The 12,357-nt window shown below is 38.7% G+C and carries 13 protein-coding genes; 12 read left to right on the top strand and 1 reads right to left on the bottom strand.

All coding sequences use genetic code 11. The features are described from left to right. Position 1 precedes the first annotated feature (1 nt). The 5 genes from rpsB (at position 2) to EP1X_RS05270 (ending at position 3,242) form a co-directional block, all read left to right on the top strand. Positions 2–607, top strand: coding sequence for a 30S ribosomal protein S2 (gene rpsB / locus EP1X_RS05290; protein WP_055282410.1), 606 nt, complete (start codon positions 2–4; stop codon positions 605–607). Between the two features lie 89 nt (positions 608–696). Next, positions 697–1,305 carry a nitroreductase family protein gene (locus tag EP1X_RS05285; protein WP_055282409.1) on the top strand — a complete coding sequence of 203 codons (609 nt, stop codon included), beginning with the start codon at positions 697–699 and terminating at the stop codon, positions 1,303–1,305. 46 nt (positions 1,306–1,351) lie between these two features. Next, a complete protein-coding gene (locus tag EP1X_RS05280) occupies positions 1,352–1,885 on the top strand; it encodes a DUF998 domain-containing protein (protein ID WP_055282407.1) in 534 nt (177 codons plus the stop codon). A gap of 200 nt (positions 1,886–2,085) precedes the next feature. After that, positions 2,086–2,904, top strand: a complete 819-nt coding sequence (locus EP1X_RS05275) for a cysteine synthase family protein (protein WP_055282403.1) — start codon at positions 2,086–2,088, stop codon at positions 2,902–2,904. Next, the gene (locus EP1X_RS05270) at positions 2,904–3,242 is read left to right on the top strand and encodes a hypothetical protein (protein WP_055282401.1); all 339 of its coding nucleotides are present in this window, start codon (positions 2,904–2,906) and stop codon (positions 3,240–3,242) included. Before EP1X_RS05275 ends, EP1X_RS05270 begins: the two co-directional genes overlap by 1 nt. Here EP1X_RS05270 and EP1X_RS05265 read toward each other — a convergent pair. After that, on the bottom strand, positions 3,208–4,143 hold the full coding sequence (locus tag EP1X_RS05265; RefSeq protein ID WP_055282400.1) for a carbohydrate kinase: 936 nt from the start codon (positions 4,141–4,143) through the stop codon (positions 3,208–3,210). The genes EP1X_RS05270 and EP1X_RS05265 overlap by 35 nt on opposite strands. 228 nt (positions 4,144–4,371) lie before the next feature. On the opposite strand from EP1X_RS05265, the gene EP1X_RS05260 reads away from it, so the two are divergent. The 7 genes from EP1X_RS05260 (at position 4,372) to EP1X_RS05230 (ending at position 12,340) form a co-directional block, all read left to right on the top strand. Next, positions 4,372–5,625, top strand: a complete 1,254-nt coding sequence (locus EP1X_RS05260) for an ABC transporter substrate-binding protein (protein WP_055282398.1) — start codon at positions 4,372–4,374, stop codon at positions 5,623–5,625. Between the two features lie 13 nt (positions 5,626–5,638). Continuing rightward, positions 5,639–6,520, top strand: a complete 882-nt coding sequence (locus EP1X_RS05255) for a carbohydrate ABC transporter permease (RefSeq protein WP_082391486.1) — start codon at positions 5,639–5,641, stop codon at positions 6,518–6,520. 2 nt (positions 6,521–6,522) lie between these two features. Then, positions 6,523–7,368 carry a carbohydrate ABC transporter permease gene (locus tag EP1X_RS05250; protein WP_055282395.1) on the top strand — a complete coding sequence of 282 codons (846 nt, stop codon included), beginning with the start codon at positions 6,523–6,525 and terminating at the stop codon, positions 7,366–7,368. A 14-nt stretch (positions 7,369–7,382) separates the two neighbouring features. Next, the gene (gene treT / locus EP1X_RS05245; RefSeq protein ID WP_055282536.1) at positions 7,383–8,621 is read left to right on the top strand and encodes a trehalose synthase; all 1,239 of its coding nucleotides are present in this window, start codon (positions 7,383–7,385) and stop codon (positions 8,619–8,621) included. 30 nt (positions 8,622–8,651) lie between these two features. Continuing rightward, a complete protein-coding gene (gene trmB, locus EP1X_RS05240) occupies positions 8,652–9,668 on the top strand; it encodes an HTH-type sugar-sensing transcriptional regulator TrmB (RefSeq protein WP_055282393.1) in 1,017 nt (338 codons plus the stop codon). A gap of 5 nt (positions 9,669–9,673) precedes the next feature. Beyond that, positions 9,674–10,792: an ABC transporter ATP-binding protein gene (locus EP1X_RS05235; protein ID WP_055282392.1), complete on the top strand. Its 1,119-nt coding sequence runs from the start codon at positions 9,674–9,676 to the stop codon at positions 10,790–10,792. Positions 10,793–10,855: 63 nt separating this feature from the next. Further along, on the top strand, positions 10,856–12,340 hold the full coding sequence (locus tag EP1X_RS05230; protein ID WP_055282390.1) for an L-fucose/L-arabinose isomerase family protein: 1,485 nt from the start codon (positions 10,856–10,858) through the stop codon (positions 12,338–12,340). The last annotated feature ends 17 nt before the right edge of the window (positions 12,341–12,357 follow it).

The raw sequence follows: 12,357 nt of genomic DNA, 5'->3' as shown, positions 1-12,357 counted from the left end.
GATGGAGGAATATTTAGTTCCACTTGATCAATATCTAGCTGCAGGTGTTCACATTGGAACACAGCAGAAGACAAAAGATATGAAGCGCTTTATATACAGAGTCAGACAAGATGGTCTTTATGTGCTTGATGTCAGAAAAACAGATGAAAGACTTAGGGCAGCAGGTAAGTTCCTTGCAAAGTTTGATCCTGATAGAATATTGGCAGTAAGTGTTAGGCTGTATGGTCAGAAGCCAGTTAAAAAGTTTGGAGAAATTACAGGAGCAAGATCAATACCTGGAAGGTTCCTCCCAGGAACGATGACAAACCCATTAGTCAAGAATTTCTTTGAGCCAGATGTTCTTGTAGTTACAGATCCAAGGGCAGATCACCAAGCTATGAAAGAGGCAATTGACGTTGGAATCCCAATAGTCGCTCTTGTAGACACTGAGAACTTGTTAAGTTATGTTGACCTAGCAATACCAACAAACAATAAAGGAAGAAAAGCATTAGCTCTTATTTACTGGGTGTTGGCTAGAGAAGTTCTCTTTAACAGAGGCGACATAACAAGCAGAGAAGACTTCAAAGTTCCAGTAGAAGAGTTTGAAATGAGAATTGGTGGCGGTTAAACGCCTTTCAACATTTTAATTTCTTCACCACTTCTTGTTCTATCGAAAATATCTTAACTTGAGAAGTTCTATTCTTTTTGGTGAAGCTTATGGAACTAAAAGAGGCGATATCCAAAAGAGTGTCTATAAGGTATTATGATAATAGAGAGGTTGAAGAGGAAAAGATAAAAGCCCTTATAGAGGCAGCAATAAGAGCTCCAACGGCAAGTGGTTTGGAAAACTGGCTCTTTGTGATTTATAAAAGTGAGCAAGCAAGAAAAAGAATTCATGAGATAATGTTTGAATCTCACATTGAATATTATCAAGCGCGAGGATTACCAGAGGAAAAACTTGAGAAGCTAAAGTCAAAGATACTTGAAAACGGGATGTATAGGGCCCCTGTGTATATTGGTGTTTTCATTGAGAAGGGAATAGGGGTTTTGAAAGATAGTAAATATACTCAGTTGGAATTTATGTGGGCTATAGAGAGTGCTGCGGGAGCAATAGAGAATCTTATGCTCAAAGCTGTTGAGCTGGGCCTTGGAACATGTTACATTGGAGTAACAAGTCTTGATAAGTATCAAAAGGAACTTAGGGAGATGGCAGGCTTAGAAGATAACTGGTATCTTGTTGGGGTAATCCCTGTTGGTTATCCTACTGAGAAGATTATCCCAAGGGCAAGAAGAAAATCCCTTGACACTATCATGAGAGTTGTCTAGTTATAGGGGGTTGATTTTAACGAAGATTTAAAGAAAGGGAACGACAATGACCAAGTGGCTGAAAATCTTGGGTCTTCTACTTCCAATTTTTACGTTTGGTGGTCTTGGAATAGTGATCTATCTAAATCCTTGGTTTTCTGTTACTGAGAATGCTCTAAGCGATATGGGCTCTATTTATAATCCAATATCTTATGTATTTAACTCTTTAATGATTCTCGTTGGTTCTCTTGGACTTTTATTTGGAATTGAAACTGCTAGGAGAAAGTTAACTACTCCTCTGTTTCTGATTGGAATGTTATGTTTAATATTTGTGGGGGTTTTCCCCGAAGAGTATAGCCCACACTCTCTTTTTGCAGTCGCATTTTACTTGTTTATTTTTGCGGATATTCTTTATGGTGGTCTAAAAATGATTAAGAGAGGTATGAAATCTGGATTTCTATGGGTTCTTGGGAGTGTAACAGTATTCTTTGTTATGTTGTATCTTACCGAAGTATTCAAAGGGCTTGCAATTCCAGAACTTCTGGGAGCATTTTTTATAAATGCATGGATAATATTCTTGGCTTTAAATATTGAGAAATAATATGATATCTTAGTATTTGTATCTGAGGATTAAATTCAGGTTTTTTCTTAGGGTTATTGCCGCAAAAGCAATGTTTATAAACACAATATGGAATCTCGAACGGTGATCAAAAATGAACGTTTTTCAAAATACTCTTGAGTTGTTTGAAAAGTTCAAGCCGACCCCCCTAGTTAGGCTTTCCCTTTCAGATGAGAGGGGGGATGTATTTTGCCAAGCTAGAGTTCTTTAATCCTTTCAGCAGAAGCATAAAAGACAGAGCAGTTTTCAATCTTCTCATGAAGGCTCTTGACCGTAAAGACATCAACGGAACAAGGATTCTTTTTGAGGCAACTTCAGGCAACGTTGGAATATCTATGGCAGCAATGGCAAACATCTTAGGAATTGAATTCAGGGCATATCTTCCTAAACCTACACCAAAGAGCACGCAAATCCTTCTAAATGTCCTCGGAGCAGAACTCATAAAGACTGAATTCGAGACAATTGATCCAGCGATGATAGAATTTGTTAAAAAGGAAGCAGAGGAGGCTGGAGCGGTGAATTTAAACCAATTTGAAAACGATGACAACTTTGAGGCGCACTATAAATATACAGCTAGAGAAATTGAAGAGCAACTTAAAAGTATAGGAAAGCAAGCTGATGTCATTGTGGCTGGAGTGGGAACGTCGGGCCATATAGCAGGAATTGCTAAATACTTTAAGGAACACTATAATACAAAAGTCGTTGGGGTGGTCCCAGCCAAGGGGGAGAAGATACCAGGAATAAAAAGACTTGAAACGAGGCCTAAATGGTTTTTCCAAGTGGATATAGATCAAGTGGTTGAAGTTACCCAAAAGGAGGCCATGGAAGGTTCAATAAAGATTGCAAGGAGAGATGGGTTGTTAATAGGACTGAGCTCTGGTGCAGTGGTCAAAGCTCTCGAAAAACTCCGCAATGAGTACAGTGGAACAGCAGTCTTGATTTTTCCCGACGATGGGTTTAAATATGTTGAGGCATTTGAGAGGTACTTGAGGGGGGGTTAATGAAACTTGCAGTATATTTACTTTTTCTTCAATCGCTTTTTCTTTTGTATTATTCTGCTGAAGCTAGTGGAATTGAGAAGTCCATGCTTTTGGGCTTTGGGTTGCTAAATTTTCTCCTCGCGTGGGGCATAATTAAAGGAAAAAACCGAGCTGTGAAGGTTACCATAGTATACAAAGGGATAGACTTCTTTTTTGCCCTTTTAATGTTGATGGCAGGTTCGCTTTCCCAGGCTCTTAATGCTGGCATTGATTTGGCAATACTTCATGACTTAATTGGTCTTTTTGGCAAGAAGGAAGAGGAAGTCATGGAAGAAAATGAAACTTCTCATAACGCTTGATTTTCTCTAATGTGGGTACACTCCATGCCCCCATTGTTGTCGTGGAAAGTGCTGCCACAAAATTAGCAAAACGTCCAGCTTCTCTCAGCTCTTCTCTTGAGAACTCTAAAGTATATAGCTTGTTCATATATTTTAAACTGGCCAAAAGAGCTGCCATAAAGGCATCCCCCGCACCGGTAGTATCGAGAGGTTGAATTTCATAGGAGGGGATATCAACTTTAAGATCGCTGTGTAAAATGGTGCAACCTCTGGCACCTTTTGTTATTGCCACGAGAGCAAAGTTGAAATCATTTATCTCGATTCCATTTTTTTGGAGATATTCTAATTCGGCGTCTCCTATTTTGACTATATTAGCAAGTTTAAGACCTCTTTCGATATCTTTGACCATTTCTTCTTCTCTTTCCCTCCAAAGGTCAAGTCTTATATTAACATCGTAACTGATAGGAACTTTTCCTTTAGATTTCTTGAGCACTCTAAATATAGTGGATCTACTTGGTTCTCTTGCAAAGAGTACACTCCCAAAATGAATGAGCTCTGCTTTTTCGATATCCACTTTTATATCTCGAGGTTTCATGTTAAAATAAGCCACTCCATCGTAAAGTATAAATTCCGGTTTTGCCCCTATGAGTTGAACGAAAACTACTCCAGTATGTTTTTCTGGATCTTTTACTATATATTTGGTTTCTACTCCTTCCTTGTTGAGAGATTCGATGAGAAATTCTCCAAAGGGGTCATCTCCTACTTTACTTACCAATGCACTTTCTACTCCCAACCTGCTCAATCCAACACTAACATTGGCTGGTGCTCCTCCTGGATGTCTTTCGAATTCTTTTATGTTCTTTAGCTTTCCCTCTTCCTTTGCAATGAAGTCTATTAAAACTTCTCCTATCGAGATTATCATGTTATTGCCCCCTTTATTAGGTAGTCATAAAGGTTTAAATGTCTTTGTTTATTATACTTAAAGTGAATAGTTTTTGGTTACTTGTTTGAATTATTTGAGTTCCAGGTAAAATGATGGTTTTAATGCTTTTTTGTAGGTGGTTAATCCATATATCCCCTAAAATGTATGTACAACTTTGAGCAATAAGATATATATACTTTTAGTATATACCCATACTGAGGTGTTCCTATGAGTGTTAAGAAAATATGGTTTAGTTTTTTGTTGATAGGACTCTTGGCAGTGGCAGTTGTAGCAAGTGGATGTATTGGTGGAGAGACCACAACTACTACAACAACTACAACCCAAATCCAAGAGCAAATTACCCTGAAAGTGATAGGGCCTTGGTCTGGGGCCGAGTTTGATGCGTTCAAAGAAGTTATTAAGGCCTTTGAAGCTGAGCATCCAAACATAAAAATTGAGTATAAGACTTATAGAGCTGAAGACCTTTCAACAATTCTACCCTTGCAATTTGAGTCAGGAGACACTCCTGCGGACATAATCTTCATGTGGGGATGGTTCATTGCAGACATGGCTAAAAAAGGCCATGTAATGGAACTTAATGAAGTCATTAATCCAAACGAATATGTTCCTGGGATTTTAGACACAACCACAGTTGATGGAAAGATTTATGGGGCACCATTCACAGCAGCAGCCAAGCCCGGTTTCTGGTATAGAAAATCCTTCTTTGAAAAACATGGATTAAAACCGCCCGAGACATGGGATGAATTTGTGGCATTGCTTGAACAAATAAAACAGATACCTGGGATAAAGGCACCAATAGTTAGTGGAGACAGTGTTGGGTGGCCCATTTCTGATGTAACTGAACACTTTATCCTGACTTTTGGAGGGGCAGAACTTCAACAAAAGCTCATAAATGGTGAAGTTAAGTGGCAAGACCCACAAGTAAGAAGCATATTTGAGGAGAGACTCGTTCCACTGTTGAATGCTGGTTATTTCAGCGACCCAATAGAGTGGACATCCGCTGTAGATCTCTGGTGGAAGGGAGATTATGCACTCTACTTTATGGGAACTTGGCTAACTGGAATGGTAGAAGATCCAACAGACTTGGGTCTTATATCGTTACCTGGTGTTAAGGCTATGGTGCTTGCACCGGATTACTTCATGGTACCAAAGTACACAACCCATCCGACTGAGGCATTAGAACTTGCTAAGTTCCTAGCCACAGAAGGACAAAGGATCCACGTTGGAACCAGCTCTGGAAAGCTTGCAACATGGAAAGAAGTTACAATGGATGATTACTGGGAACCAATGAAAGACGTTGCTAAAGTTGTTGCCAACGTTGAGTCAGCACCGGATTTGGATGATAGCGTTGGAGGAGAATGGCAAAAAACATTCTGGGACCAACTAAAACTTCTATGGGTACAACCAGATAGATTGAATGATGTTCTAAAGACACTTGATGAAAAGTTCCCAAAAGAATGAAAGGGGGATCCTAATGAAAAGGCCTAGGTCTTTAGCTTCTCTCTTTTTTCTTTTACCAGCTTTGATTTTAATGGTTCCATTCGTGATATATCCCGTATTTAAGACTATATACCTTAGCTTCTTTTTTGGTGATGAATTCGTAGGGTTAGAAAATTATAAAAACGTGCTTTTAAGTTCTGATATTGTAAATCTTGAAAGATTTCCTACAAAGTCTCCCCCTTGGGGAGCTCTTGTGCATAATGTGGTGTGGATAGCGATTCATCTTCCAGTCACTGTATTTTTGGGATTAGGAATTGCTCTCTTATTAAGAAAGAAGGAGGTTAAAGGGAGTTCCGTAATCAAATCAATAATTTTTTTGGGAATGGTAATTCCTATGATTGTTGGAGGTTTGATCATCCGCTTTCTTTTTGAAGAAGGGGCAGGAGTTGTACCAGCCATATTTAATGCATTGGGAATTGAAAGATTGGCGATCACTTGGACAGCGTATCCAGAGACTGCATTGTTTGCAGCTATTTTGGGGTCAATCTGGATATGGACAGGTTTTAGCATGCTAATGTACTCAGCAGGATTAGCTTCAATACCTAGGGATTATTACGAAGCGGCCTTAATAGATGGTGCTAGTAGGTTTCAGATCTTTAAAAATGTGACATGGCCTTTGTTAAAGCCAATAACAATAGTAGTAGTAGCAATGACCCTCTTGTGGGATCTCAAGATATTTGATATCGTTTATGTGGCCACGGGAGGAGGACCAGGTGGAGCTTCAATGGTTCTTGCACTCCAAATGTGGGATTACTTTGCAAGAGCTCTCAACTACAACTATGCAGCAGTAGTGGCAGTGTTATTGACCATGCTAACTATCATACCTGCCCTATGGCTAATTAGGAGGAGGGGGTAAAGATGGATATGCCAAAATACAAGCTCAGAAAATACATAGTTTCAACCAGTATTGCATGGTTTTTAGGGTTGATTTGGTTAATACCATTCATAGGAGTGTTAATGGCTTCAATAAGACCTTATAAGGAAATTGTGAGTGGATGGTGGCATTTCAGCCCATTTACTATAACGCTAAAGAATTTTGTTAATGCTTTTAATCATCCAATGTTTCCGATAAGTGAGGGTCTAAAAAATTCTCTGATAATAGCAATTCCATCGACAATTATACCTCTTTTAGTAGCTGCGTTAGCTGCATACGCTTTTGCAAGATACAGCTTTCCTATAAAACACTATCTTTTTGCTTTTATAGTTTTCTTAATGGCCTTACCTCAGCAAATGACTATAGTACCATTGTACTTCCTTCTTAGAAATCTCCATTTGTTAAACAAATTTCAGGGTTTAATACTTGTTCACTCAGCTTGGGGCTTGGCATGGATAATATTTTTCATGAGAAATTACTTTGCAATGCTTCCAACAGATGTTGAAGAAGCCGCGAAGATAGATGGGGCATCGGATTTTAAGATATTTTATAAAATAGTTCTTCCAATGGCACTACCAGGACTAATTTCGGCAGCAATACTCCAATTCACATGGGTTTGGAGTGACTTCTTCCTTGCTTTAGTCTTCTTACAGGATTCGGAAAAATACGTGGCTACACAAAGACTTCCGTTACTTAGGGGACAGTATTTTGTTGATTGGGGAGTGTTAACAGCCGCATCAATCTTGGTCTTACTCGTCCCATTGCTTGTGTATACACTTTTCCAAAGGTATTACATAAGTGGTATGATAGGATGGTCAACAGAAAAATGAAAGGAGGAATGAAAATGTTTGAAGTGACAAAATTTGGAGGAGAAGGAAAGAGGCTTGAAGACTATGTAGAAATAATAGGGGAAAAAGCTTTATATGAACTTAAAGAGAAGGCAGAAAATCTCAAAGACAAAAGCTTTGTTCATGTTAACTCCACTTCTTTTGGTGGAGGCGTTGCGGAAATTTTACATAACCTGGTTCCGTTAATGAGGAACGTTGGGCTTGATACAAAATGGTTTGTTATTGAGGGAACGAATGAGTTTTTTAATGTTACAAAGAGCTTTCATAATGCTCTTCAAGGAAACAAAGACCTCAAGCTAACTGAAGAAATGAAATCTTTGTACATAGAAATCAACAAAAGGAATGCTCAAGAGTTTGATCCTAGTGCTTTTGATTATGTCCTAATACACGACCCTCAACCAGCACCATTAATAGGGTTCTACGAGAAAAAACAGCCGTGGATATGGAGATGTCATATTGACCTAAGCGATCCCAATATGCAATTCTGGAAGTTTTTAAGAGGGTTTGTGGAAAAATACGATCGTTATATATTCCACATGGGAGAATATGTTCAGGAAGATCTAGAAAAGGAAAAAGTAGTCATAATGCCACCCTCAATTGATCCACTTAGTGAAAAGAACAAAGAGTTAACCGAAAATGAGATACTGAAAACTCTCGAAAAATTTGATGTGGATCCAGATAGGCCAATATTGACTCAAGTGGCTCGTTTTGACCCCTGGAAAGGCGTTTTTGATGTCATTGATGTCTATAGAAAAGTCAAAGAGAAAATACCTGATGTGCAACTTTTACTGGTTGGAGTGATGGCTCATGATGACCCAGAAGGATGGATATACTTTGAAAAGACTCTAAGAAAAATAGGAGAGGACTATGATGTCAAGGTACTCACGAATCTCACTGGAGTTCATGCAAGGGAAGTTAATGTTTTTCAACGGGCAAGTGATATAATCTTGCAGATGTCCATAAGGGAGGGATTTGGGTTAACAATTACAGAAGCTATGTGGAAGGAAAAGCCAGTGATTGGAAGAGCAGTTGGAGGAATAAGACTTCAAATAGTCGATGGTGAAACAGGGTTCCTTGTAAAAGATATCAATGAGGCCGTTGAAAAATCGATTTATCTTCTTAGGCATCCAGAAGTAGCAAAGACTATGGGAGAAAAGGCAAAGAAGAGGGTTAAAGAACACTTCATTATAACAAAACATCTTGAGAGGTACCTTGATATCCTAAACTCTTTTTAACTTGACTCTTAATATTTTTAGGTGACAAAAATGGAGATACATCCTGAAATCTTACACGCGCTGAGTGAAATTGGATTTACGAAATATGAAATCCTAACTTATTGGACACTCCTTGTTCATGGCCCAAGTACTGCGAAGGAGATATCTTCCAAAAGTGGAATTCCTTACAATAGAGTTTATGACACTATTTCATCTCTTAAAATTAGAGGCTTCGTAACTGAAATCGAAGGAACTCCTAAAGTTTATGCGGCATATTCCCCAAGAATAGCCTTTTTTAGGTTCAAAAAAGAGCTTGAGAGTATAATGGAGAAACTGGAAAGTGAGCTTAAAAAGTTCAAACGTGAGGAACAGAGACCAGCAATATGGAGGAGTCAGAGCTTTGAAGAAGCCCTTGAGATGTTCAGAGAAACCCTCAAATCAGCAAAAAATGAAGTTATAGTAGTGACTCCTAGTGAGTTTTTTGAAGATATACAAGAGGAGCTATTAAAAACCCTTGAAAAAGGAGTAACAGTTTCCCTTTATATTGATAGAATACCTAATCTCCTGGAATTTGAAGGAGCGGGAAACCTCTTTGTTCGACAGTTTTATAAATTAAACCATTTGATTGGCATGGCTGATGGCAAAGAGGTGGTTAATATTCAAAATGTGAGTTTTAGACCGAGTTTTCCGCCAAGCTTTAAAGCTACCTATCCAGAGGTAATATTCTCCCAGTATAGCCTCATAATTGAAATTTTCAAGGAATCTTCATTAGAGAGGGAATACATAGCTAATCCACAGGATATCAGATTCTTTGCAATGTTTCATGCTTCAGACTTCGTTAAGAGACATATAGAGTCTACCCCTATAATAGCAGAGATTATCGGCAGAAACGTAAAAACTGGTGAAATAGAGAACATCTATGGAAATGTTGTAGGGTATACCCTCTCTTTTAGAAAAGCTGTTAGTAATATTCATTTAGAGACGGAAAAGGGTATAGTAAAAGTAGGAGGCATCTTTGCTGTCATTGAAGATTATGAAAGCACGGACATAAAATTTATGATAGGGTGAGTTGAATGGCAGAGGTAAAACTCATTGGTGTATGGAAGAAGTTTGAAGACGTCGTAGCTGTTAGGGATATAAATCTAGAAGTTAAAGACGGGGAGTTTGTAATACTCCTAGGTCCAAGTGGTTGTGGTAAGACAACAACGCTTAGAATGATCTCAGGTCTTGAAGAACCTACTAAGGGAAAGATATACATTGGTGAAAAACTCGTGGTCGATCCAGAGAAAGGTGTTTTCATTCCACCTAAAGATAGGGATATTGCTATGGTTTTTCAGAGTTATGCTCTGTATCCTCATATGACTGTTTACGATAACATTGCCTTCCCATTAAAGCTGAGAAAGGTTCCTAAGCAGGAAATTGATGAACGTGTAAGAGAAGTTGCTGAAATGTTGGGATTAACAGAGTTGCTCAAAAGAAAACCAAGAGAACTCTCTGGTGGTCAGAGACAGAGAGTGGCGCTAGGAAGGGCTATTGTAAGAAGACCTCAGGTTTTTCTTATGGACGAGCCTCTTTCAAATCTTGATGCAAAGCTTAGGGTCAGGATGAGGGCAGAGTTAAAGAAATTGCAACGTCAACTTGGTGTCACCACTATTTACGTGACTCATGATCAAGTTGAGGCCATGACAATGGGAGATAAAATTGCTGTTATGAACAATGGTGCTCTGCATCAAGTGGGCACTCCAACTGATATTTATAATAAACCTGCAAATATGTTTGTTGCTGGATTTATAGGGTCTCCACCAATGAACTTTTTAGAGGCTACCGTAAGTGAGGATGGATTTGTAGATTTTGGAGCATTTAGACTCAAACTGTTAGACGATATGTTTGAGTTGCTTCAAGAGGAAGGCTATGTCGGTAAAAGCGTTATATTTGGCATAAGGCCCGAGGATATCTATGATGCGCTGTTTGCACAAGTGAAGGTTCCAGGAGAGAACATGGCCAAGGTTTTTGTAGACATTATAGAAAATTTAGGAGGAGAAAAGATTGTTTACTTAAAAGCTGATGATCTGATTTTTATTGCTAAATTCCCACCTGAATCTTTAGTCAAAGAGGGACAAGAGATCGATATTGTTTTTGACATGAAGAAGATTCACATATTTGATAAAACAACACAAAAGGTAGTACTTTAAGATTTTTTCTTTCCTTAAATTTTAAAAACAGTTCATGCTTATCTGGGCATAAGGTGATGTGATATGCTCGCCGTTGTAACCTTTACAGACCCACGAAAGACATCTCTTTCCATAGAAAGAGAAAATGCTCTTCTTGAGAAACACAAAAAACTTGTAAAAGACTTGGAAGATTCTGGATTTAGGGTTTTTGATGTTAACAGAGCTCTTGGAAAATATGAATCCTTGAAAAATGGTAAAAACTTCGGAATAGAGGATAAGGATGAAGTAATTAGAGCCTCTAAGCTCATAGGATCACAGGACATCAGTGGCATTATTCTTGGTCTATGGCATTGGACTGAGAGCAATCTTATAACTCTCTTAGCAAAAGAGACAAATAAACCACTTCTTTTATATGCCGATGATGATCCAGCATGGGCTGGAACTACTTGCATAACATCTGTTGGCGCCTCCCTTTGGGAAAGTTCTGTAAATTACTATGCTTTGCACCATACAAGGCTTAAGGGCGATGTTGAAAAAGTAAAAGCCTGGGCAAGGGCAGTTGAGGCAGTTTCGAAGCTTTCTAGAAAGTCTTTACTTTTGTGGGGAGCTCCATATACCCTCGGAATGGAGCATCTTATGGATGATCTCCCAAGGTTGAAACGGTTCATTGGGGACTTTCTTCTTTTTGATCAGTATCTTATAATTAAGAAAGCGGATTCAATGCTTAGTGATGAGAAAGAAAGGATTCGTGTTGAGGAGTTTTTTGATTGGATCCACAAAAACATGAATATTAAATATGATGACACGATGTTAACACCAGAAGTCTTAAGGAGACAAATAGCGATATATCTGGCAGCCAAGGATATATGGGAAGAATATAAAGGAGAAACTGCTGCAGTCTCTATAAAATGCCAGCCAGAACTAAGCGAAGTTTATGGTGTTACAGCTTGTCTAATTCCAGCACTCTTCCCATTCAATAGGGATGCAAAGGGTGAAAAACCGGTTATTCCAGCCACGTGCGAGGGGGACATAAAAGGAACAATAAGCTCAGCTTTGCTTTTCTACTTAAGTGGGAAGCCACCTCTCTTTGGTGACATAAAATATGTTGATGATGACGTTGTACTAATAGCTAATTGTGGAGCCTCTTCTCTATACTATGCAGATCTTAGTGAAGAGCCTGAGAAAAACTTGAGGGCTACTACTATTCAGCCTCAATGCCAAGGTGCAAGTGGAGGAGCCTTAACGTATAGAACTCCATCAACACTATTAACTTTTGCAAGACTCATAAGAAAAGCAGGGGAATACTATCTTCTCTACTTCATTGGAGAAAGCCTTGAAATAACTGATGAAATAGAGTCAAAGCTACGATGGGGAAAACAATGGCCGCATACGGCCATAAAGAATCCTCTCGATAAAGAGAAGTTCCTGAATGTTATGGGTGCAAACCATCTCTCTGCAGTTCCAGGAGATTTTAGGAGTGAAATAGAATTTGTGGCAAAACTTTGGGGGGTTAAGGCTATAGATCTAGGGAATGAAAGAGATGTAGAGTTGTTTTTGCACTCTCTCTGATTTTAATTTTGAGGTGA

Source organism: Thermococcus sp. EP1, from assembly GCF_001317345.1.
GTDB lineage: Archaea > Methanobacteriota_B > Thermococci > Thermococcales > Thermococcaceae > Thermococcus_A.
This window is presented reverse-complemented; position numbering and strand designations above follow the sequence as displayed.

Coding starts and splice junctions, on each gene's coding strand:
- rpsB (WP_055282410.1), top strand. CDS start 2: ATGGAGGAATATTTAGTTCCACTTGATCAATATCTAGCTGCAGGTGTT.
- EP1X_RS05285 (WP_055282409.1), top strand. CDS start 697: ATGGAACTAAAAGAGGCGATATCCAAAAGAGTGTCTATAAGGTATTAT.
- EP1X_RS05280 (WP_055282407.1), top strand. CDS start 1,352: ATGACCAAGTGGCTGAAAATCTTGGGTCTTCTACTTCCAATTTTTACG.
- EP1X_RS05275 (WP_055282403.1), top strand. CDS start 2,086: ATGTATTTTGCCAAGCTAGAGTTCTTTAATCCTTTCAGCAGAAGCATA.
- EP1X_RS05270 (WP_055282401.1), top strand. CDS start 2,904: ATGAAACTTGCAGTATATTTACTTTTTCTTCAATCGCTTTTTCTTTTG.
- EP1X_RS05265 (WP_055282400.1), bottom strand. CDS start 4,143: ATGATAATCTCGATAGGAGAAGTTTTAATAGACTTCATTGCAAAGGAA.
- EP1X_RS05260 (WP_055282398.1), top strand. CDS start 4,372: ATGAGTGTTAAGAAAATATGGTTTAGTTTTTTGTTGATAGGACTCTTG.
- EP1X_RS05255 (WP_082391486.1), top strand. CDS start 5,639: ATGAAAAGGCCTAGGTCTTTAGCTTCTCTCTTTTTTCTTTTACCAGCT.
- EP1X_RS05250 (WP_055282395.1), top strand. CDS start 6,523: ATGGATATGCCAAAATACAAGCTCAGAAAATACATAGTTTCAACCAGT.
- treT (WP_055282536.1), top strand. CDS start 7,383: ATGTTTGAAGTGACAAAATTTGGAGGAGAAGGAAAGAGGCTTGAAGAC.
- trmB (WP_055282393.1), top strand. CDS start 8,652: ATGGAGATACATCCTGAAATCTTACACGCGCTGAGTGAAATTGGATTT.
- EP1X_RS05235 (WP_055282392.1), top strand. CDS start 9,674: ATGGCAGAGGTAAAACTCATTGGTGTATGGAAGAAGTTTGAAGACGTC.
- EP1X_RS05230 (WP_055282390.1), top strand. CDS start 10,856: ATGCTCGCCGTTGTAACCTTTACAGACCCACGAAAGACATCTCTTTCC.